Consider the following 19,031-nt stretch of genomic DNA (forward strand, 5'->3'; position numbering starts at 1 on the left):
CGGCGCTTTGTACAATGCGGGTCTCGCGGCGCAAGCCGAGCCTGGGACGTAATATGAGCCAATCTTCCAGCGTGCACTACAGAACTTTTCTGCTCCTGCTGGTGGTGGTCACCATCGCATTCGGCTGGTTGTTGTGGCCGTTCTACGGCGCTGTTTTCTGGGGCGCGGTCCTTGCCATCATCTTTGCGCCGCTGCAGCGCCGGCTGGTGGCGCGCATCGGCGGACGGCGCAACCTGGCCGCGCTGATCACTTTGCTGCTGGTGCTGCTGCTGGTGATCCTGCCGCTCATCGTCATCAGCGGATCGCTGGTGCGCGAAGGCGCGAACCTCTATCAGAGCGTCAAGTCAGGGCAGATCAACTTCGGCGACTATTTCCAGCAGGCCATGGCGGCGCTGCCGCCGTCGGTGCATGATCTGCTGGCGCGCTTCGACCTGGCCGACATACCGAGCCTGCAGGAAAAGCTCAGCGCGGGCGCCATGCAGGCCAGCCAGTTCCTGGCGACGCAGGCCTTGAACATCGGGCAGGACACGTTCCAGTTCGTGATCAGCTTCGGCATCATGCTGTACCTGCTGTTCTTCCTGTTGCGCGACGGCCCGCAGCTATCGGCGCGGCTCAAGCGCGCCATGCCGCTGAGCGACACGCACAAGCAGCATCTGCTGCGCAAGTTCACCACCGTGGTGCGCGCCACCGTCAAGGGCAACGTCGCAGTGGCCGCGGCGCAGGGCGCGCTGGGCGGCATCATCTTCTCGATCCTGTCTATCCAGGGCGCGCTGCTGTGGGGCGTGATCATGGGTTTTCTGTCCTTGCTGCCCGCGATCGGCGCGGGGTTGATCTGGGCGCCGGTCGCGATCTACTTCCTGTTGACCGGCGCCACGATCAAGGGCGTCGTGCTGATCGCTTTCGGCGTGCTGGTCATCGGCATGGTGGACAACGTGCTGCGCCCCATTCTGGTCGGCAAGGACACCAAGATGCCGGACTATGTGGTGCTGATCTCCACGCTGGGGGGCATGGCTTTGTTCGGCCTGAACGGCTTCGTGATCGGCCCGCTGATCGCCGCGCTGTTCATGGCCAGCTGGGACTTGTTTGCGCCGCCGGTGGAGGGATACGCGGACGCCGCCGCAGACAAGCCGAGTGCCCGAAAGTAGGCGCGGCGGATCGGCCGTCAGTCCGTCCGTCCCAAGACGGGTGTATGGTGTAGCAGGCCGGCTTCCATCGGGGCCGGCCTGTCGTATCAACCTCGACTATTCGGGAGCGCGTCGGATATGGAATGGAAACTGCATCGATCGGGCTGGATCGAAGAACGCAACTTCGACATCGAATTCGCCGAGACGCCCGACGGCTATCACGCCCGGGTGCGGGTCTTCGGATTCCCGGTGCTGGAAGACACCAAGCATGTGTTTCCCAATGAGGCGCTGGCCGAAAAAGGGGCGCTGACGCTGCTCAAGACCCAGTTCACCGGCACCCCGGACCTGGAAGACCAGTAGACGAACCAGGCGCCGCGTCTCCGGAGTAAATTGGGGACGCGCCCTTTAAGCCACATCCGTCTCGACGCGGCGAGGGGATTCCCATGGCGCGGATTGTGCGATTGCGAACTTCTGCAATAATTTCTGGCGTTCGTTCGTCCTCTGCTCGTGGGCCGGGCGGAGCGTATCGGGAGGCGCATGGGTCCAGAGGTGTGGTTTCGGTCGGCAGGGCGACGTTTGCGGACGTCGCAAGGCGAGGTTCCCGTGGCTGACGGCGAGAGCCTGGCCGTCGCGCGGGCGCGTCGGCCGCGCCGTTATTCCATGCGCACGGGCCTGCTCACGCTTGTGTTCGCCTGTATTACGCCCGCGCTGGTCATGGCGTCCGTGGCGGTCTACGAAAGCTACGTCATCCAGAAAGAGCGGATCTTCCGCGACACGATATTCCTGGCGCGCAATCTCACCGCGATTCTCGACCGCGAACTCACCGGCGTCGAGGCTGGCTTGCAGATGCTGGCGTCGTCGCCGGATCTCGTCGCCGGCGACCTGGCCGGTTTTCATAGGCGGGCGCGCGAGTCCGTGCGTTTCCAGATCATCGACAGCTATGTCCTGACCGACAAGGATGGCCGTCAATTGATCAACACGTCTGTTCCGTTCGGCAACGCCTTGCCGCCGACGGGTGCCTCCGCCGAGCTGGCCCACGTTTTCCAGACACGGACTGCGGTGTTGACGGGGCTGTTCACCAGCAGGGTCAATCAAGCTCCGCTGATTGCGCTGGGCGTGCCGGTGCTGCGCAACGGCGAGGTCGCCTACAGCCTGAACGTCGGCATCTTGCCTGAGCGCATTGGCAATCTGCTGGGCAGGCGCGCCTTGCCGGACGGCTGGGTGGCCGCCGTGCTGGACGACAGAGGCACGATACTGGCGCGCACGCGCGATACCTCGAAATTCGTGGGCCAGAAGGCCGTTCCCGAACTGGCGCGGGCGGTGCAGCAGGAAAGCGAGGGTTCGCTGGAAACCATTACCAAGGAAGGCACGCCGGTCTACACCGCCTTCAGCCGCTCGTCGTTATCTGGCTGGACGGTCGCCGCCGGTGCGCCGATGAGCCTGCTGACCACGGACCTCTACCGCTCCATCGCCTGGATCGCCCTAGGCACCTTGCTGGCCTTCGGGCTGGGCTTGCTGCTGGCCTTGCGGCTGGCCCAGCGCCTGACCTCGTCCGTGCAGAGCCTGGTCGCGCCGGCGCTGGCGCTGGGCAAAGGGCATGCGGTGATGGTGCCGGGCACGCGCGTCAAGGAGGTTGCGGAAGTGGGCGGCGCCCTGGTGCAGGCCTCGCGCATGCTGACGCATGCCCAGCACCTGGCGCACTACGATCCGCTGACCGGGCTGTGCAACCGCGTGCTGTTCAACGAATTGGTGCTGCGCGAGGTGGCGGTGGCGCAGCGCAGCGGCGAATCCTTCGCCATCCTGGCGATCGATCTGGACGGCTTCAAGGCGGTCAACGACCTGCATGGCCATGCGGCCGGCGATGCGGTGCTGCAGGAAGCGGCGGAGCGCATGGCCGATGCGATCCGCGTGTCCGACGTGGCGGCGCGGCTTGGAGGCGACGAATTCGCGGTGTTGCTGCTGGGCGCGGACAAGGAAAACGCCGGGCATGTCGCGCAGGCGCTGGTCGAAAACCTGTCCCTGCCGTATCCCGACGTCAGTGTCGCCGTATCCGCCAGCGTGGGCATAGCCGTGTATCCGCAATCCGGCGTCACCGTGCGCGAATTGCTGGAGCGCGCGGACAGGGCGCTCTACAAGGCCAAGGGCCAGGGCAAGCGGCGGGTGGAGGCGGATCAGTAACTCCGCCAGCCTCAGAGGTCGGAGAGCGGCGGCGCCAGGGCGGTCAGGACTTCGCCCGATTTCAGCCTGTACCGGTTCCGGTCCAGCGGCAACACCAGCTCCCCCTCGGTGGTGCGGTGTATGTAGCGGGCCGCGTCAGGCCGGGCCGCGTTAGGCCGGGCCGCGTCAGCCTGCAACGCAGCCGCTCCCGGCTCTTCCGCCCGCAAGAACACCTCAATCCGGTAGAGCCGGCCCGATTCCGTGCTGGCCAGCACGTCGCTCAATCTGCGTGTGGAGATGGTCATACGACGCTTGCTCCTTTTTTGCATTGTTCTGGCGGGCATTCTGAATAGGGGCGCTGGCTTCATTGCATAGCGGAGTGCCGCCGCGGGGCGTTTGGGTTTTCGCTAAACTGCCCGGCTTGACGCCCCAAGACGGGCAATCGGAATCGGTAATGCAACTCTCCCTGAGCCGGAACACGGCGACTTCACTGGGCTTGCTGGCGGTGCTGCTGTGGGGCACCGTGGTTGGCCTGATCCGCAGTGTCAGCGAAAGCTTCGGGCCGGTCGGCGGCGCCGCGCTCATTTACACGGCGGGTTCGGCGTTCCTGGTGCTGCTGCTGGGCTTTCCGAAGCTGCGGACCTTTCCGCGTTCCTATCTCATCGTCGGCAGCCTGCTGTTCGTTGCCTACGAGATCTGCCTGTCGCTTTCCCTGGGATTCGCTGCCAACCGTGGCCAGGCGATCGAGCTGGGCATCGTCAACTATCTCTGGCCTTGCTTTACCGTGATTCTGGCCATGCTCATCAATGGCCAGCGCGCCAACGCGTGGGTGGTGCCCGGCATACTGCTGTCGCTTGCCGGCATCGTCTGGGTCCTGGGCGGATCCGGCGGGCTTTCCTGGGAGCGCACCCTCGCCAACGTGTCCAGCAATCCCCTCAGTTATGGGCTGGCCTTCAGCGGCGCCGTGATCTGGGCCGTCTATTGCAACGTCACGACGCGATTCGCCGATGGCAAGAATGGCGTTGCCTTGTTCTTCATGCTGACCGCGCTTGCCCTGTGGATCAAGTACCTGTCGGGCGCCGAGCCTGCGCTGGCCTTCTCCTGGCCCGCCACGCTGGAGCTGCTGGTGACCGGCGGCGCCATGGCGGCGGGCTACGCGCTGTGGAACGTAGGGATACTCAAAGGCAACCTGACCTTGCTGGCCACGGCCTCCTACTTCACGCCGGTGTTTTCGACGTTCTTTGCTGCCGTGTGGCTGTCGACCCGTCTGAACGCATCATTCTGGCAGGGCGTGGCCATGGTGACCGCCGGGTCGCTGCTGTGCTGGGCTGCAACGCGCGGCAAAGCCGCCCGGGGCGCGTAGCCCCAGGCGCATGCGTTGCAATGATGGAATTATTCGATCAGCACGGTCTGCGCGACCGCGTATCCGAGCGGAATCAACAAGAGTGAAGCGAACAAGGAACTGGTGATCGCCGCCGAGATTCTCAGCCAGGGTTCGGACCCTGCGCTTTGAACCGTTTGAATCACCAACGCGACGATACCCACAACCATCAAACAGCTGATAACCACTGCTACATAAGTCATGTTGTCTCCGTCCTCGCCTGATTAAAGGGATGCGGCTGCCGCTGAGCGGTCTAGATGTTTGTATTGATTGTGCGCCTGTATTGGCGCAACAGGCCCTAGGGTTTTCCTGACGCGACGCGCGGTTTGTGGCGTTTTTGCTGCGGGGTCTGCAGCATGAATTCATGTGCGGTCGCAGCATTCATGGCCGTGTCGCCAGCGCCGGGTTTGCGCCGGCGCGTCTTGCGCTACGATGGCGGCGTCGAGTCACGTTAAAGGCCGTCCCATGCCGCAACTGCGCCCAGGCACGCGCGCCACGTTGCAAGTCAGGCAACTGATGCCGGGAGAATTCGCCTGGATCATCACCTTGTTCGATCCCGAAACCGGCAATGTGCGCAGCACCAATTATTCGCCCAGGCGTTATGCCAGCCAGGACGAAGCCTCCGCCGCGGGCAAGGCTGCTGTCGTCGAATTTCTTGGCGGCGGCGGCCAGAAAGCCGCCGAACCGGCCAGGGACGGCAAGAGCAAATCCTGACCCTGCTGGCTGCGCATGCATGAAAGCCCTCGCGAAGAGGGCTTTTTTCGTTCAGGGGCCACAAGCCGGGAATGCGGTTTGCTGATGGGGCTGGGCGGCGCGCCAGGCGCCGCTTCAGGAGAACGCCATGTCCCAATCCATGCATCGCGAACCCGGTGGGGGCGACCCGCCCGCGCCCGACGATCCCGCCTTTCCCAATAATCCGCCGCCGGACGACCCGCCGCTCGATCCGACGCGGCCACGCAGCGATCCCGACGTCATCGATCCCGTGCAGCCGCCGCCGAATCCGCGCGCGCCCGGCACCATCGACCTGGCCTGAGCGTTGCGAGCAACGCGCAGGACATCATCCAAGGAGGCTTTATGCGTTCCATCTTGCTTTGGCTATTGGGCGTGCCCATTCCCATCATCATCCTGCTGGCGCTTTTCTGGCATTGACCCGCGAGGCTTTCCGCCGCGGCAGCGCGTATCCGCGCCGCCGCGATGAACCGTGAACAAGGAACAGATCCATGGAAAACGCAACTTCATTGAGCCAGCCCTATCCCGGCGGCGTGCCGCCGAGGGAATCTGCCATCTCCGCCGTCTCCTGGGCCGCGGTGATCGCGGGGGCGGTCATCGCCGCGGCCCTTTCGCTGGCGTTGTTTGCTGGCGGCACCGGGCTGGGCTTTCTTTCGGTTTCGCCCTGGAGCGGCGAGGGCGCGACCGCGCCCGCGATAGGCATCGGCCTCATCGTGTGGATGTTGGCCACGCAGATCGTCGCCTATGGTATCGGCGGCTACGTCGCGGGGCGGCTGCGCACCAAATGGGTCGACGTGCACTCGGACGAGGTTTACTTCCGCGACACGGCGCACGGCTTTCTGGTGTGGGCGTTGAGTGCGGTCGTAAGCGCGGTGTTGCTGGGCGCTTCCATCGCGACCTTGGCTTCGGGCGTGGCCAAGGCGGGTGCTTCTGTCGCGGCAGGGGCCGGCACGGCTGCGACGGCCGCCGCTGCCGCGGGCGGGAGCGAGGGAATGGCGCAGATGCAGGGCTACTTCTCGGACGCCTTGCTGCGCTCGGAGCGGCCCGATGCCGGCGCCGACCGTAACGGCGCGAGAGTGGAGGTGGGCCGCATCATGGCGATGAGCGCGGCGCGCGGCTCGATGACGGGCGAGGACCGCGACTATGTCGTGAAGGTCGTGGCGGCGCAGACCGGCATGGAGCCGGCGGCGGCGCAGCGCCGCGTCGAGCAGGCCGTGCAGAACATGAAGCAGGCCGCCGACGACGCCCGGCAAAAGGCCAAGGAGGCCGCAGACCAGGCGCGCAAGGCCGCGGCCGCGTTCGCGCTGTGGGGCTTCGCCTCGATGCTGATCGGCGCCTTCGTGGCCAGTCTGGCGGCGACCTGGGGCGGCCGGCGGCGCGACGCGGTGCGGCTGCCTTGACTGGAAGGCAGGCGCCGGGCCGCTCCCGTCAGGCAGTGGCCCGCGCCGGATCCGGACGCTTCTCGCCGAAGATGAACACGTGCGCGTAGCTGTCGTTCATGGCATGGCGCGCCTGCGTGACTCCCGGGATGGCCGGCGTCATGGGGGCAAACAGATTCCGCCATGCGATGTCCACCTCGAAGGGGGAGTGTTCGGGCGTATCGTTGTAGCCCAGGATCAAAAGCCCGCCAGGCTTGAGCACGCGATGGCATTGCTCCATCAGGCGTTCGAAATCGGCTCGCTCGTTGAGGCCCCAGCCGATCAAGCCATTGGCCACCACGACGTCGAACGAGGCTTCGGGGTAGAAGGCCGACATGTTGGTTGCGCTTCCGATGGTGTGCCTGCCGGCTGGGCCGTAGACGGCTTGTTCGGGATCCATGTCCAGCGAATGGAAATCCATCTTCAGCAAGCGAGGGTAGTGCCAGGTGTATTCATGCATGCCGACGAACAGGCACTGCATGGGGCTGCTGGCCTGGGCCGCCGATTGGTTCAGGTAGCCGAATATCTGCTGTTCCAGGAAACTGCGATTCGGCGCCTTCAGCCGGAAATCAAAACCGCAACGTGCGGCCAGTTCTGGCGACCAATGAAATAGCCTCTTTTTTGCTCTACGGATAAGTCGGCGCAAGGGAATTTGATCGCTCCTGGGAGGTTGCTCGGGGTGGCGGCTGTGCAATGGCAGGGTAGTGGCCAAGGCATGTCCACATGCCAGTGGTGGCGCCGCGTCGTGAGACCGGGCTTCTGAGCGCAGAGTTCCGATGCGCAAACGAAAAGGGCGCCTATTTGTGTGAGCGTGCTTTGGATTCTTGGTGGCGCTGAAATCAGCTCGCCCTGATGACGCGCTCCGCTTGAGAAAAGCCAGGGTGTCCTGCTGTTGGGGTTTCGCGTGCGCGAGTCAAAACGACCCGGCGGATTCGGGCGGCGCTGATCGACGCCAGCTTGGTACCGCCTGTCTTTCCGAGGGGGGCGAGCCATTCATGCGGGCGTTGCGTGCAGCCGCAGACCCAATGCCCGCGATACTTTCAGGATGGTAGAGAAACCGGGGGCTCGATCACCCGAAAGCGCCTTATAGGGGCTCTCGCGCGACAGGCCTGCATCCGTGGCCACCTGCGTCATGCCTTTGGCGTGCGTGATGTCGCCTAATGCCTTGGCAATGAAGGCGGCGTCACCGTCGCTCTCCTCGATGCAAGCATCTAGGTAGAGGGCCATTTCCTCTGGCGTGCGCAGCCGCTCGGCGACATCGTACTCACGTGTGTTCAGTTTCATGGTGTATGGCTCCAATGGCGCTACGCAAGTGGACATATTTGACGGCAATGTCAACCTGCCGCCGAACGCGTCCACATCTACAACTGCTCCGCCAACTCGTAGGCAAGGTCAATATGACGCTGTTGCTTGGATTTGTCACCGCCGACCAACACGATGACGATCGTGTTGTCCTCGCGCTCCTTGTAATAGACCCGATAGCCAGGGCCTATATCAATGCGCAGCTCGGACACGCCTTTCTTCAGATTTCGGTAATCACCGGGGTTCCCGTGGGCCAGGCGCTGGATGCGCGCTTGAATACCTGATTGGCGCCGCCCTGGTGGTGGCCGTCGCGCTCGGAGTGCGTTGTATGGCGCCAGCCAGCACCAGACTGGCGTAGCCAAGGCCAAAGCCGACTACGCGCTGGCCGAGCTTACCGAGTTCAAAGCCCAAACCGCGCGCCTGGGGGGGATCTCGGACACCTTGGAAGGCGCCCGGGTGGCGCTTCGCGACGCCAAGCCCACAGAGAGGTACACCCGTGTCGAAGTTCAGAGTCCTCTGCCTGCTGGCTGCCGCCTTGACGATGACCGGCTGCAGCACATCAATGAAGCTGGCCGCCTGGCCAACGCTGCCCGCCAACCTGGTGCAGCCGTGCCGGCCGGTGCCCGAGGTGACAAGCGATAGCTGGGACGACTTCGCGCGCAGTTATATTGCGATGGTGGTCCAGTATGGCGATTGCGCGGCGCGGCACCGGCCCATCGTGGAGGCTTGGCCTCGTTGACCTTGGGGCTAGTCTGCATTTGGCCACCCCGGGGTAAGAAGGCTGCGGAACCGTTTTCGGATGTCGTCGGCGCTTTTTGAGAAAAGGTCAGACTTGCCAGCGTCGATGCGCGCCTGTAGCTTCATTTTCTCTAATTCTTGAACTGGAAGCGCAGATTTCTGGTCTAGGAATGCGAGCATGCGAAGTCTAAATTGCCCAGGGTCGGGCAATTTATCGGGGTTCCGAATGGCCCAATCGTCGAAGTTCTCGTAAATGGACTTGACGCGTTGTTGCTCGTCGGAAACCGAATCGGCCGCGCTGTGCACTGCCAGTTCGACGGCTGCGCGGTCTTTTGGGCGGAGCTCTAGAAGTGCCGGAGATCCAGATAATGACGCGATTAGGCAATCTTTCACGTTCATTGCAAAATATGATTTCTCGGCAGTGACTTTGTCATCTGGATCGTCGACAGGGCTCATCAGGTGCTTGAGCAGTGGATCGCATTCGACGCTAATAGCTTGGACGAATTCGGACAATGCGTAGGCCCGCAACTGTAAATAGGCTTTGTCGATTTGCGAGGTTAGCCTTGATAGTTCCAGCTGCTGGCGAGCAACAGATTCTTCCAGCGCTGCGCTGCGATAGAGCGGTATGACGGTGAAGTAGATCGTGCAGAGAGTCACGGCAAAGAGGCCGACTTGCGCAATGTGGCTGAATCGAAGCAGCCAAACATCCAGTCGTCGATCGTTACTTGCGCGTGGGCGCCGCTGTTTCCGTACCATTAGGTCACACGCTCGTTATGTCAGAACTGAAAGTATAGCGATTGCGGTCACAGTGGATGTCCCCCCATCTGCCATTCCAGTAATTGCGCTAAGCATGATGAAAGTCATCGCGGCGCCATCCCCTTGCGCAGCTTGCCCTGGGACTCCAGCAGTTCCATGGTCATCTGGTCTTTCCCCTGCACTCGTGGCTCCTTGGCTAGGCCCGCGAGCAGGTCGTCGTAGATGTCGCTCGTTAGGCCGGCGGTGGGTGCATAGCCGAAATAAAAGCCACCCGGAGGTGGCTTTTTGGTTGCGGGAGGGCGCTATTCCGCGGCGGATTTTGTTGCTTTGACCGCCTTTCTCGCCGGCGCCTTCTTCGCGGCCTTTCGACGCGATGGAGCGTGGTCCATAAAATTAGCTCCAGGAAGATACAGGGCGCCGTTGATCATGCGAGATGTCGTGGTTAGGATCATCTCACGCAACGAACTGTAGAGAATCGAAAGACCGTTCACGACAACCAGATCTAAAGCGTCTTCCTCAGATTTATCTCCGGAATAGATAAACCCGCCCATGATTGCGGCGGTGATTGCATAGGGAGCTTTCTTCCCGTCACCATTGTTGGGCACTCTTATGCGCAGAAAGACGGGATACGCGGGGCGTCCATCCTTTTCCATGACGTCATATTTTACCGCGATATCGAATTTGACCCCCGCCCAATCGAATCCGTCTGCATCTGAATTTTCGTCTCCTTCAGGCATATACGGGACAATGGATAGTTCGCCATAGACAATGGATTGCGTCTGGATAGGACTAGATTGCATCGCTACGCGGCCTCTGCAACTCGTGCCTGATCACCGGCAGCGTAGGACCATTCGGTTGGCTCAATGTTCAGGTTCAATTCCCAGAACTTCTTAGGAGCGGGCGGTTGCGTGTGCAGGTAGCGCGAAAAGCTCTTCCATTCACGGGCATCTTGGGCTTCTTGAGACTTGCGAGCGATCTTGCCTGCGGCGGCGCGAGGCACCACCTCTACCTTGACGACACAATCCAGAGCCAAGGCATACTTGAGCATAGACTTCAGGCTAAGATTGGTCGATCCAGCCAGAATTTGAGAAATTTGAGATTGGCTCACGCCGGCGCGATCGGCGAATTCTCTTTGACTGAGATTCTCGCTCTGAAGCAGGTTCAGCAGTTGCATTGCGAACTCATGTTTTGCGGAGGCTTCCCAGTACGAGTCACGCTCGCGGGCCTTCTTGACGAGTTGAGAAAATCTGCTCATGGCAATCCTCGGTTTAGTTTTCTTTTATCTTGAGCGCATTCTGGGCGTGCGCTTCAGCGTAGGCATCTCTGCATCAAGCAAGAGCTTGCGCGTGCTTTTGGAGACTTTATCGGTTCGCTTGACTTCGGCATATGGGCAAAGCACCACCTTTCTGTCTAAGCCATAGAAGAAATAAAGGCGTAGACAGCCCTTTCGTAGACGAAAAATCCCTTCGCCTTCGATCGCTTCGTGGCAGATGCTGCTATTCCCGTTGAAAATTGCAGGTCCATTAGCCGCATGCCCGATCGCCTCTATGAGATCGATCAGGCCAGAGGCGTAGCCTTCGTACTGCTCATCCTCAAGCCAGGCCTCAAGTGAGTCTTCAACTGGGGAAGAGTCCTCTGTAGCAATTGCATAGAGACGCCAACAAGGGGCTTTGTCATCTTCAGTGTCCTCCCATAGTGGACTCAACAGCATCGATCTTAACCTATAAGTAAAGTCGTGGTGTGCACATTTCAATGTGCCTGTGGGGTCTTTTTAACACTTTGTTTCGAACTGGCGCCAGCGTTTCTGTTGATGGCGACCAGGGTATCGACCATTGCGACCGGATCCTCTGCCCAGCCTGCGTCATCCCGCAGCCTGGCGCCAGAGCAAACGAAAACGCCCCAACCCGTGAGGGGAGCTGGGGCGTAGTACCCAGGTGCTCGCCGGCGAGGGCTCACTTGGGCCGCCGAAGTTTATCGGTCAGTGCGCTAGTAAGAGTGGTACAAGAATCGCCCCTGTGCCTCTCGGGTGCACGGAACCGCTTCAGCTGCTTTTCTGCATCCTTCAGTGTCTGGTAGTGGCTGCACATGGCCCCTCCCGTAGGGAAGGGCCAGTGTAAGGGCAGCGGCCCTACTTCGGCGCTGGCAGGCTTCCTAAGGTGCCTGTCACGCAAGCTGTCAATGATTGAGCCGGAGGTAGCTCAACGTCAGCTTGTCCCATCGCCCCTTGTTATCGGTTATCCATGTGGCGGCATCAAACCACTCGCGTTCGTGTTTCTCCACTGTCGGCGGCGCTGCCGTTGTCACTTTGGATAGCTGATATTGGCTCATCACCAGATGTCGATACTTGCGTATAGGGTCTGGATCGACCATTGTGATAGGTTGCGGCATGTCGCCAAATGCGCTTGCTCTCTTTGGCATAGCCGTGTAGAACAGCTTGAGACTTCTCTCTGAGAGTTCTTTCAGAAATGCGTCGATGGCAGGATCAGAGAATAGAAATTTCGCGTGTGCGAGTGACCCGGATAGCGTCCGAGCTTCGGCCAACGTCAATGCCCCAGTGTCTGTCAGTTTAAAAAAAGCACGCACATCTTCGTAGACGCGTACACGCTTTTCAAACATGTCGAACTTGAGCTTTTTACGTGCCGTGGCGGCGCTCTGGTATGCAACGTAAACCGCGGCTATGCCAATGATCGGCGTACCAAGGGCCTGAACCCAGGCGGCTGGTTGCGACAAGGCCAGCCATTGCAGAAAGCTCTCCAAGCTAGCTCCCATCGAACAATCAATCGAACACGCGTGGGTGGTACTGTATGACCTACTGGATATTAGACGCTGTCTAATATTCCGTCCAAAACGCCGCAATGAAAAAAGCCCCCACTTACGTGGAGGCCCTTTGAATTCTTTGGTGGCGCATCCCTGATTCGAACAGGGGACCTGCGGATTATGATTCCGTCGCTCTAACCGGCTGAGCTAATGCGCCATTTCGATCAACCTCTGGGTTTGCGTCACATCTGTATCGCAATCAGTGATCAACGAAGAACGAAATTCTAGCACGAAATTTTTGACGCGTGCAAGCGATCCTCGGTCAAATTTCAAAGAAAGGCTTCAGGCGTCCCGCGCCAGCCGGATGCCAGAGAACTGCCAGCGGGCCTCGGGCGGGAAAAAATTGCGGTAACTGGGGCGGATGTGGTCCCTGGGGGTGGCGCAGGAGCCGCCCCGCAAGACGTACTGGTTGCACATGAATTTGCCGTTGTATTCGCCCACCGCGCCGCTGTCGGGCTTGAAGCCGGGGTAGGCATCGTAGGCGCTGGAGGTCCATTCCCAGGCGTCGCCGAATAGTTGCACGGGGCCGCCCGTGCCGCTGCGCGCGGGCGCCGGTCGCGTGTCCAGGTGGCCGTTCTCCAGCATGTTGGCGCGCCCGGCCAGCGCGCCTTCGGGCTGTTGGCGGGCGGCATGTTCCCATTCGGCTTCGCGCGGCAGCCGCACGCGCGCCCAGCGGGCGTAGGCGTCGGCCTCGAAATAGCTGACGTGCGTGACCGGCGCCTGCAGTTCGAGTTCCTGCATGCCGCGCAGCGTGAAGATGCGCCAATCGTCGCGCTGTCCTTCCCAGTAGAGCGGCGCGCGCCAGCCTTCGGCGCAGGCTATGTCCCAGCCCAGCGACAGCCAGAGTTCGGGCCGCTTGTAGCCGCCGTCCCGGATGAAGGCCAGGTATTCGTGCTGGGTCACCAACCGGTCGGCCAGGTGGAACGGGGCCAGCAGCACGTCATGGGCTGGCCCCTCGTTGTCGAAACCGAAGCCATTGCCGTCATGGCCGATGCGGGTGATGCCGCCGCCATAGCGGGTCCAGCTGGCCGGTGTGGAAGGTGGCAGCGCGGGTGGGCCAGGCGCGACGTAGGCGGGCTTGAGCGGATTGGCCGACAGCATGTGCTTCAGGTCGGTCAGGATCAGCTCCTGGTGTTGTTGTTCGTGATTCAGGCCCAGCTCCAGCAAAGCGTCGAAGGCGGGGTCGTTGCCGCCCAGGCGCGAGATCAGCTCGTGCATGGCGCCGTCCACATGCCGGCGGTACTGCTGTACTTCCGCCAGCGCGGGACGCGACAGCAGGCCGCGGCGCGGACGCGGGTGCTTGGCGCCGACGGCGTTGTAGTAGGAGTTGAACAGCATGCGGTACTGCGGATGGAACACCGCATAGGACGGGTGAAAGCGCGTCAGCAGAAAGGTCTCGAAGAACCAGGTGGTGTGGGCCAGATGCCATTTGACCGGGCTGCAGTCCGGCATGGATTGCACCTGGCAATCCTCGGGACTCAGCGGGGCGGCCAGGGCCGTGCTAGTGGAGCGCACCGCGTCGTAGCGGTCGTGCTGGCCCGCCTGGCCGGCAGCGTAAGGTCCGGTGGCAGGGTGAGTCAGCAGGCACGCAGGTTCCATGGCGATCCTCCAGTGGCGTTGAGGGCAGGCCCGCTTTACGCGCGGGCGCTGAAAATTGAGAACCAGCCGCGGGAATCCGACCAGTGCGCGACGTCGCGGTAGCCGGCGCTCTGCAGCAGGTCGGCGAAGGCTTGGGGAGTGAACTTGTAGGAGTTTTCAGTGTGGATGCGTTCGCCGGCGCTGAACGCGCGCGCGCCGCCCGGCCACGCCACGCGCACCGCGCGCAGCGCTTCCAGATGCATTTCGATGCGCGAGTCGGCGCTGTTGAACAGCGCCACGTGGCGCCAGTCGTCCACGTCGAAATCGGCGTCCAGCACGCTGTTCACGTGCCGCAGCAGGTTCAGGTTGAAGGCCGCGGTCAGGTGCAGCGCGTCGTCGTAGGCGGGCTCCAGCACTTGCTTGGGCTTGACGCGGTCCACCCCGACCAGCAAGCCGCCGCCCACGCATTGCTCGCGGATGCGCCGCAGCATGGCGTGCGCGTCCGCGGGGCTGAGATTGCCGATGCTGGAACCGGGATAGAAGAACAGCCGCTGTTCGGCCGGAATGCTGGCGGGCAGGGCCAACGCGTGCGTGAAATCCTGGCCGATGGCGGTGATCTGCAGGTCGGGGTAGGACAGCTGCAGGCGGCGCACCGCGGCTTGCAGGTAGTCGGCCGAAATGTCGATGGGCACGTAATGGCGCGGGCGCAGGCTGGGGAACAGGCGTTCGGCCTTGACGCAATCGCCCGCGCCCAGGTCGATCATGGAGAGCACCGGTCCGACGTGGCGCGCAATGTCGGCGCCGTGGCGCTGGAAGATCTCCGACTCGCAGCGCGTCGGGTAATACTCCGGGAGCTGTGTGATCGCGGTAAAGAGCGCCGAGCCCAGCGCGTCATAGAGGAACTTGGGATCGATGTGCGCGTGGCGCGCCAGCAAGCCTTCGTGCAGTTCAAGCTGCTCGGCGCTGGGAGGTTGCGGCGCTTGCGCGATGAATTTCGGCGCTGCGGGGGCAAACAGTGCGGAAGGCGAAACCATGCGTCCTGTTCCTTTTCTGTCGCCGAGACGGCCCGCCGCGGGTGCGCCCAGGATGGGGCGGCGGGCGGTCGGGAGGCGCGGCGTTGGGAGGCTCAGACCAGGCGGTTCTGGCGCATTGCAAAAGTCTATTGTGGCGGTCAGGGCGGGGCCGGTGTCAAGCGCCAAGCCGCTGAATGCAATGGATTTTTACGAATTTGAAAGACGGCATGCAAGCTCCGGCGCCGGCCTGCGGGGCGCGCGCTGCCGATACCTTTGCTTGCGTTGAAATATCGGTTTACGGCTGGTTGCCAAAGCTCTGGCGGCCGCGGCCGTTGATGGTCACAATGGGACTCTTCAATGCGCGGCGCGCTTCGGGTACTGAGCGTGCTGCATTGCGTCAGGCGGCCCGACTCCGCGAGGCCCAACAACTAGAAAGGAGCGACCATGAACCGAAAGCACCAACGCGCCGAAATGGCCCTGCACCGTGAGCGCGTCAGCGACAGCTTCCACGAGCTGCTCGCCGGCACGGAAGACCTGTTGCGCTCGACGGCGTCGTATACGGGGTCCGAGATCGAATCGGCGCGCGCGCGCCTGAGGCGCCAATTGGCCGACGCGCGCGAGTCCGCCGGCGATTGGGAGGGCGCGGCGCGGGAACGCGCGCGCCGCGCAACCGCCTATGCTGACGAGTACGTGCATGAACATGCCTGGAAGTCGGTGGGCGTGGCGGCGCTGGTGGGCGCCTTGCTAGGCTGCCTCCTGGCCTCGGGCGGCCGCCGCTAAGCCCTGACGCCATGAAGCCGTCCGGGGCTGCGCGCCGGTCGGGACTGCGGCGGGATTGGCGGGCGTGGATGGCCCGCGCACACCGGTTGCTGCTGCCGCTGGCGTGTGCGGTCTGGCTTGCGGCCTGCGCCAGTGTTCCTGATTCGCAGGAGCGCCGCGCGCGCGCATCGCAGGCCAGCCTGTCTTCCGACGCGGCCTCGGACAGCTATCGCCGCGGGCAGGGCATCGCCGCGGACCCGCGGACTCCCAAGGGCGACTTTCTCGCGCGTCACCTTGCCGTCGAGCGAGCAGTCAGCGGCGCGCCCCTGGTCGCCGGCAACCGTGTCCGGCTGCTGGCGGACGGCCCCAGCACCTACCGCGCCATGCTGCATTCCATCGCGCAGGCTCGCCGGTACGTGCACATGGAAACCTATATCTTCGATGACGATGCCGAGGGTTCGCGCTTTGCCGAAGCCCTGATCGCGGCGCGCAATCGCGGCGCCGAAGTGTCCTTGATGGTCGACGCGGTCGGCACGATCAAGACGCCCGATGCCTTGTTCCAGCGCCTGCGCGATGCGGGCGTACAGGTGGCGATCTTCAATCCGATCAACCCGGCGAGCGGCCGCGCGGGCTGGTCGCCGAACCAGCGCAACCATCGCAAGGTGCTGGTCGTGGACGGCAAGGTCGGCTACCTGGGCGGCATCAACGTCAGCAGCGTCTACGAGTCTTCCCCGAGCTCGGGATCGGGTAGCGGAGGCAGTGCAGGCAAGGCGGACGCGCCTGCGGCCGCCGACGCCCGGGCGGCGCCCTGGCGCGACACGCATCTGCGCATCGAAGGGCCTGCCGTGGCCCAACTGGAGCAGGTCATCCGCGCGGGTTGGGAGTCCCAGTCCGAGGAGCCGATCAAGGGGGGCAATTCGCAGGTGGCGCCGCCCGTGGGTGCAACGACGGTGCGGATACTGGCCAATCAGCCGGACCGCAGCGATGGCTACACCGTCTACCTGACGCTGATGTCGGCGTTTGAAAGCGCACAGGAATACATCCATATCACCATGGCGTACTTCGTGCCGGATCCCGCCTTCATCGAAGTCCTGACGGACGCGGCCCGGCGTGGCGTCGACGTGGCGCTGGTGCTGCCCGGCTTCAGCGACTCGTCGCTAGTGTTCCACGCGGGACGTTCGCACTATACGGACCTGCTCAAGGCCGGCGTGAAAATCTACGAGCGGCGCGATGCGCTCTTGCATGCCAAGACCGCGGTGGTGGACGGCGTGTGGTCCACGGTGGGGTCCAGCAACCTGGATTGGCGCAGCTTTGCGCTGAACTACGAAATCAATGCCGTGGTGCTGGGGCCTGAATTCGCGGCCGAAATGGAGGCGCTGTTCCAGCGCGACGTCGCCGATTCGGTGCGGATCACGCCCGAGGCCTGGCAAGCCAGGGGCGTGGGTGACCGTTCGATGGAGTTCTTCTCGCGCATGTTCGAGCGCTGGCTGTAGCGCCCGGCGGCAGCCGGATCAGACTTGCGCGGCGGCCGGCGCGGCATGGGCGGCATGCTCTTGCGCCAATGCGGTGGTGATGTCGTGGGTCGGCTGGAACGAACTGGCCTGGGCCATGGCCCAGCCCGCGCGGAATACCTGATGGCGGAATTCGCCGCGCAGCAGTTCGCCCGGCGCGAGTTCCGGGAACAGCGCCGACAGCAGCCGGATTTCACTGGAGGAGATGCGGCGTGCGATATGGTGCGGGCGCAGTTGGCCGGGGTGGGTCAGGCCGGCCGCGGCCAGCAGTTCCGCCAGCGCATGCAGCGTGTTGCGGTGGAAGTTGGCGACGCGCTGCGCCTTGTCCGGCACCACCAGCGCGCGCTGGCGCAGCGGGTCCTGCGTGGTGACGCCGGTGGGGCATTTGCCGGTGTGGCAGGCTTGCGCCTGGATGCAGCCGATGGCGAACATGAAGCCGCGCGCGGCGTTGCACCAGTCCGCGCCCATGGCCATGACGCGGGCCATGTCGAAAGCGGTGATGATCTTGCCGGATGCGCCCAGCTTGATGCGGTCGCGCAGGTTCACGCCGATCAGCGTGTTGTGGACCAGGCGCAGCGCTTCGCGCAGCGGCGTGCCGACGTGGTCGACGAACTCCACGGGCGCGGCGCCGGTGCCGCCTTCGGCCCCGTCCACCACGATGAAATCCGGCGTGATGCCGGTTTCCAGCATGGCCTTGACGATGGCGAACCACTCCCACGGGTGGCCCATGCAGAACTTGAAGCCCACTGGCTTGCCGCCGGACAGTTCGCGCAGGCGCGCCACGAACTTCATCAGGCCGATGGGCGTATCGAAGGCGGAATGGGTGGCCGGCGAATTGCAGTCCTGCCAGGCCACGACGCCACGCGCTTCGGCGATCTCCGGCGTCACCTTGCCGGCGGGCAGGATGCCGCCATGGCCGGGCTTGGCGCCCTGCGACAGCTTGATCTCGATCATCTTGACCTGCGGCGTACAGGCATTCTTGACGAAAGCCTCTTCGGAGAACGCGCCGTGTTCGTCGCGGCAACCGAAGTAGCCCGAGCCGATGTTCCAGACCAGGCTGCCGCCCGGCTGGCGGTGGTAGCGGCTGATGCCGCCTTCACCGGTGTCGTGCGCGAAGTCGCCCTGGCGCGCGCCTTCGTTCAGGGCCAGGATGGCATTGGCCGACAAGGCGCCAAAGCTCATGGCCGACACGTTGAACGCGGACATGGAGTAGGGCTGCTTGCACTCGGGGCCACCCACCGTGACGCGGAAGTCGGTGTCGGGGATTTGCGAGGGCGACATGGAATGGTTGATCCATTCGTAGCGGTCGCCGTAGACGTCTTCCTGGGTGCCGAAGGGACGCTTGTCGATCTCGCGCTTGGCGCGCTGGTAGACGATGGAGCGCTGCGCGCGCGAGAACGGCGCGGCCTGCGTGTCGTCTTCCAGGAAGTATTGGCGGATCTCGGGCCGGATGAATTCGAACAGGAAGCGCAGATTGCCCAGGACCGGATAGTTGCGGCGGATGGCGTGGCGGGTCTGCGCCAGGTCATAGACGCCCAGCGCGGCCAGCAGTGTCAGCGGCACGGCCAGCCAAAGCCAACCGGGCGAGCTGGTCGCGGCCAGGGCGGCGGTAACCGCGGCGCCGATCAGGGTCAGTAAAAAAGCCGTGTAGCGGCCGAAAATCCAGCTCATGTCCATCTCCGTATTTCGGGATGGAGCAACCATACACCAGGAGCTGTCCGGCCGTGCCAGCGGACAGCCCTGGAATA

The 19,031-nt window shown here is 63.2% G+C and carries 23 protein-coding genes and 1 tRNA gene; 10 read left to right on the forward strand and 14 right to left on the reverse strand.

From position 1 onward, the window contains the following. Window positions 1–53 precede the first annotated feature (53 nt). The 3 genes from ACZ5YA_RS32480 to ACZ5YA_RS32490 all read left to right on the forward strand — a co-directional run bounded on the left by ACZ5YA_RS32480 (window position 54) and on the right by ACZ5YA_RS32490 (window position 3,302). The gene (locus ACZ5YA_RS32480; RefSeq protein WP_059378542.1) at window positions 54–1,145 is read left to right on the forward strand and encodes an AI-2E family transporter; all 1,092 of its coding nucleotides are present in this window, start codon (window positions 54–56) and stop codon (window positions 1,143–1,145) included. A 117-nt stretch (window positions 1,146–1,262) separates the two neighbouring features. Beyond that, on the forward strand, window positions 1,263–1,484 hold the full coding sequence (locus tag ACZ5YA_RS32485; RefSeq protein WP_118932210.1) for a hypothetical protein: 222 nt from the start codon (window positions 1,263–1,265) through the stop codon (window positions 1,482–1,484). A 243-nt stretch (window positions 1,485–1,727) separates the two neighbouring features. Continuing rightward, window positions 1,728–3,302: a GGDEF domain-containing protein gene (locus ACZ5YA_RS32490; protein WP_464091740.1), complete on the forward strand. Its 1,575-nt coding sequence runs from the start codon at window positions 1,728–1,730 to the stop codon at window positions 3,300–3,302. Between the two features lie 11 nt (window positions 3,303–3,313). Here the strand turns inward: ACZ5YA_RS32490 and ACZ5YA_RS32495 are convergent, their stop codons facing one another. Continuing rightward, window positions 3,314–3,586 (reverse strand): 6-phosphofructokinase, encoded by a 273-nt coding sequence (locus tag ACZ5YA_RS32495; protein WP_251877164.1) that lies wholly within the window; start codon window positions 3,584–3,586, stop codon window positions 3,314–3,316. A gap of 149 nt (window positions 3,587–3,735) precedes the next feature. On the opposite strand from ACZ5YA_RS32495, the gene yddG reads away from it, so the two are divergent. Next, entirely contained in the window at window positions 3,736–4,644 is a 909-nt protein-coding gene (yddG, locus tag ACZ5YA_RS32500) for an aromatic amino acid DMT transporter YddG (protein WP_059378536.1), read from the forward strand. A 29-nt stretch (window positions 4,645–4,673) separates the two neighbouring features. Here the strand turns inward: yddG and ACZ5YA_RS32505 are convergent, their stop codons facing one another. Next, window positions 4,674–4,865: a hypothetical protein gene (locus tag ACZ5YA_RS32505; protein ID WP_054451113.1), complete on the reverse strand. Its 192-nt coding sequence runs from the start codon at window positions 4,863–4,865 to the stop codon at window positions 4,674–4,676. A gap of 262 nt (window positions 4,866–5,127) precedes the next feature. Here ACZ5YA_RS32505 and ACZ5YA_RS32510 point away from each other — a divergent pair, with 262 nt between their 5' ends. The 3 genes from ACZ5YA_RS32510 (at window position 5,128) to ACZ5YA_RS32520 (ending at window position 6,791) form a co-directional block, all read left to right on the forward strand. Beyond that, window positions 5,128–5,376, forward strand: a complete 249-nt coding sequence (locus ACZ5YA_RS32510; RefSeq protein WP_059378534.1) for a hypothetical protein — start codon at window positions 5,128–5,130, stop codon at window positions 5,374–5,376. Window positions 5,377–5,503: 127 nt separating this feature from the next. Beyond that, a complete protein-coding gene (locus ACZ5YA_RS32515; protein ID WP_118932212.1) occupies window positions 5,504–5,695 on the forward strand; it encodes a hypothetical protein in 192 nt (63 codons plus the stop codon). A 187-nt stretch (window positions 5,696–5,882) separates the two neighbouring features. Next, on the forward strand, window positions 5,883–6,791 hold the full coding sequence (locus ACZ5YA_RS32520; RefSeq protein ID WP_464091741.1) for a hypothetical protein: 909 nt from the start codon (window positions 5,883–5,885) through the stop codon (window positions 6,789–6,791). Between the two features lie 28 nt (window positions 6,792–6,819). Here the strand turns inward: ACZ5YA_RS32520 and ACZ5YA_RS32525 are convergent, their stop codons facing one another. From ACZ5YA_RS32525 to ACZ5YA_RS32535, 3 genes are all read right to left on the reverse strand, one after another. Then, window positions 6,820–7,290 carry a methyltransferase domain-containing protein gene (locus ACZ5YA_RS32525; protein WP_464091742.1) on the reverse strand — a complete coding sequence of 157 codons (471 nt, stop codon included), beginning with the start codon at window positions 7,288–7,290 and terminating at the stop codon, window positions 6,820–6,822. Window positions 7,291–7,802: 512 nt separating this feature from the next. Further along, window positions 7,803–8,093, reverse strand: coding sequence for an addiction module antidote protein (locus tag ACZ5YA_RS32530; RefSeq protein WP_280014726.1), 291 nt, complete (start codon window positions 8,091–8,093; stop codon window positions 7,803–7,805). 77 nt (window positions 8,094–8,170) lie between these two features. Further along, window positions 8,171–8,479: a type II toxin-antitoxin system RelE/ParE family toxin gene (locus ACZ5YA_RS32535; RefSeq protein WP_347881381.1), complete on the reverse strand. Its 309-nt coding sequence runs from the start codon at window positions 8,477–8,479 to the stop codon at window positions 8,171–8,173. A 128-nt stretch (window positions 8,480–8,607) separates the two neighbouring features. Between ACZ5YA_RS32535 and lysC the strand changes: the two genes are divergently transcribed. Further along, the gene (gene lysC, locus ACZ5YA_RS32540; protein ID WP_464091743.1) at window positions 8,608–8,850 is read left to right on the forward strand and encodes an Rz1-like lysis system protein LysC; all 243 of its coding nucleotides are present in this window, start codon (window positions 8,608–8,610) and stop codon (window positions 8,848–8,850) included. Window positions 8,851–8,858: 8 nt separating this feature from the next. Here the strand turns inward: lysC and ACZ5YA_RS32545 are convergent, their stop codons facing one another. The 8 genes from ACZ5YA_RS32545 to egtD all read right to left on the reverse strand — a co-directional run bounded on the left by ACZ5YA_RS32545 (window position 8,859) and on the right by egtD (window position 15,034). After that, window positions 8,859–9,605 (reverse strand): hypothetical protein, encoded by a 747-nt coding sequence (locus tag ACZ5YA_RS32545; RefSeq protein ID WP_280014729.1) that lies wholly within the window; start codon window positions 9,603–9,605, stop codon window positions 8,859–8,861. Window positions 9,606–9,907: 302 nt separating this feature from the next. Then, entirely contained in the window at window positions 9,908–10,405 is a 498-nt protein-coding gene (locus ACZ5YA_RS32550; RefSeq protein WP_280014730.1) for a hypothetical protein, read from the reverse strand. Between the two features lie 2 nt (window positions 10,406–10,407). After that, window positions 10,408–10,860 (reverse strand): helix-turn-helix domain-containing protein, encoded by a 453-nt coding sequence (locus ACZ5YA_RS32555; RefSeq protein WP_280014731.1) that lies wholly within the window; start codon window positions 10,858–10,860, stop codon window positions 10,408–10,410. Window positions 10,861–10,884: 24 nt separating this feature from the next. After that, window positions 10,885–11,316, reverse strand: coding sequence for a hypothetical protein (locus tag ACZ5YA_RS32560; protein WP_464091744.1), 432 nt, complete (start codon window positions 11,314–11,316; stop codon window positions 10,885–10,887). A 464-nt stretch (window positions 11,317–11,780) separates the two neighbouring features. Next, complete coding sequence (locus ACZ5YA_RS32565; RefSeq protein WP_280014733.1) at window positions 11,781–12,362, reverse strand: hypothetical protein; 582 nt, start codon at window positions 12,360–12,362, stop codon at window positions 11,781–11,783. A gap of 140 nt (window positions 12,363–12,502) precedes the next feature. Beyond that, window positions 12,503–12,579 (reverse strand) — tRNA-Met (locus ACZ5YA_RS32570). A gap of 125 nt (window positions 12,580–12,704) precedes the next feature. After that, on the reverse strand, window positions 12,705–14,021 hold the full coding sequence (gene egtB, locus ACZ5YA_RS32575) for an ergothioneine biosynthesis protein EgtB (protein WP_464091745.1): 1,317 nt from the start codon (window positions 14,019–14,021) through the stop codon (window positions 12,705–12,707). Window positions 14,022–14,056: 35 nt separating this feature from the next. Next, a complete protein-coding gene (egtD, locus tag ACZ5YA_RS32580; RefSeq protein ID WP_464091746.1) occupies window positions 14,057–15,034 on the reverse strand; it encodes an L-histidine N(alpha)-methyltransferase in 978 nt (325 codons plus the stop codon). A 423-nt stretch (window positions 15,035–15,457) separates the two neighbouring features. Here egtD and ACZ5YA_RS32585 point away from each other — a divergent pair, with 423 nt between their 5' ends. Beyond that, the gene (locus tag ACZ5YA_RS32585) at window positions 15,458–15,793 is read left to right on the forward strand and encodes an ElaB/YgaM/YqjD family protein (RefSeq protein WP_059378525.1); all 336 of its coding nucleotides are present in this window, start codon (window positions 15,458–15,460) and stop codon (window positions 15,791–15,793) included. Window positions 15,794–15,861: 68 nt separating this feature from the next. Beyond that, entirely contained in the window at window positions 15,862–17,265 is a 1,404-nt protein-coding gene (locus ACZ5YA_RS32590; RefSeq protein WP_464091747.1) for a phospholipase D-like domain-containing protein, read from the forward strand. 18 nt (window positions 17,266–17,283) lie between these two features. Here ACZ5YA_RS32590 and ACZ5YA_RS32595 read toward each other — a convergent pair whose 3' ends face one another. Continuing rightward, the gene (locus ACZ5YA_RS32595) at window positions 17,284–18,954 is read right to left on the reverse strand and encodes an FMN-binding glutamate synthase family protein (protein ID WP_464091748.1); all 1,671 of its coding nucleotides are present in this window, start codon (window positions 18,952–18,954) and stop codon (window positions 17,284–17,286) included. Window positions 18,955–19,031: the final 77 nt, after the last annotated feature.

This window comes from Achromobacter sp. JCM 18799, assembly GCF_055395645.1.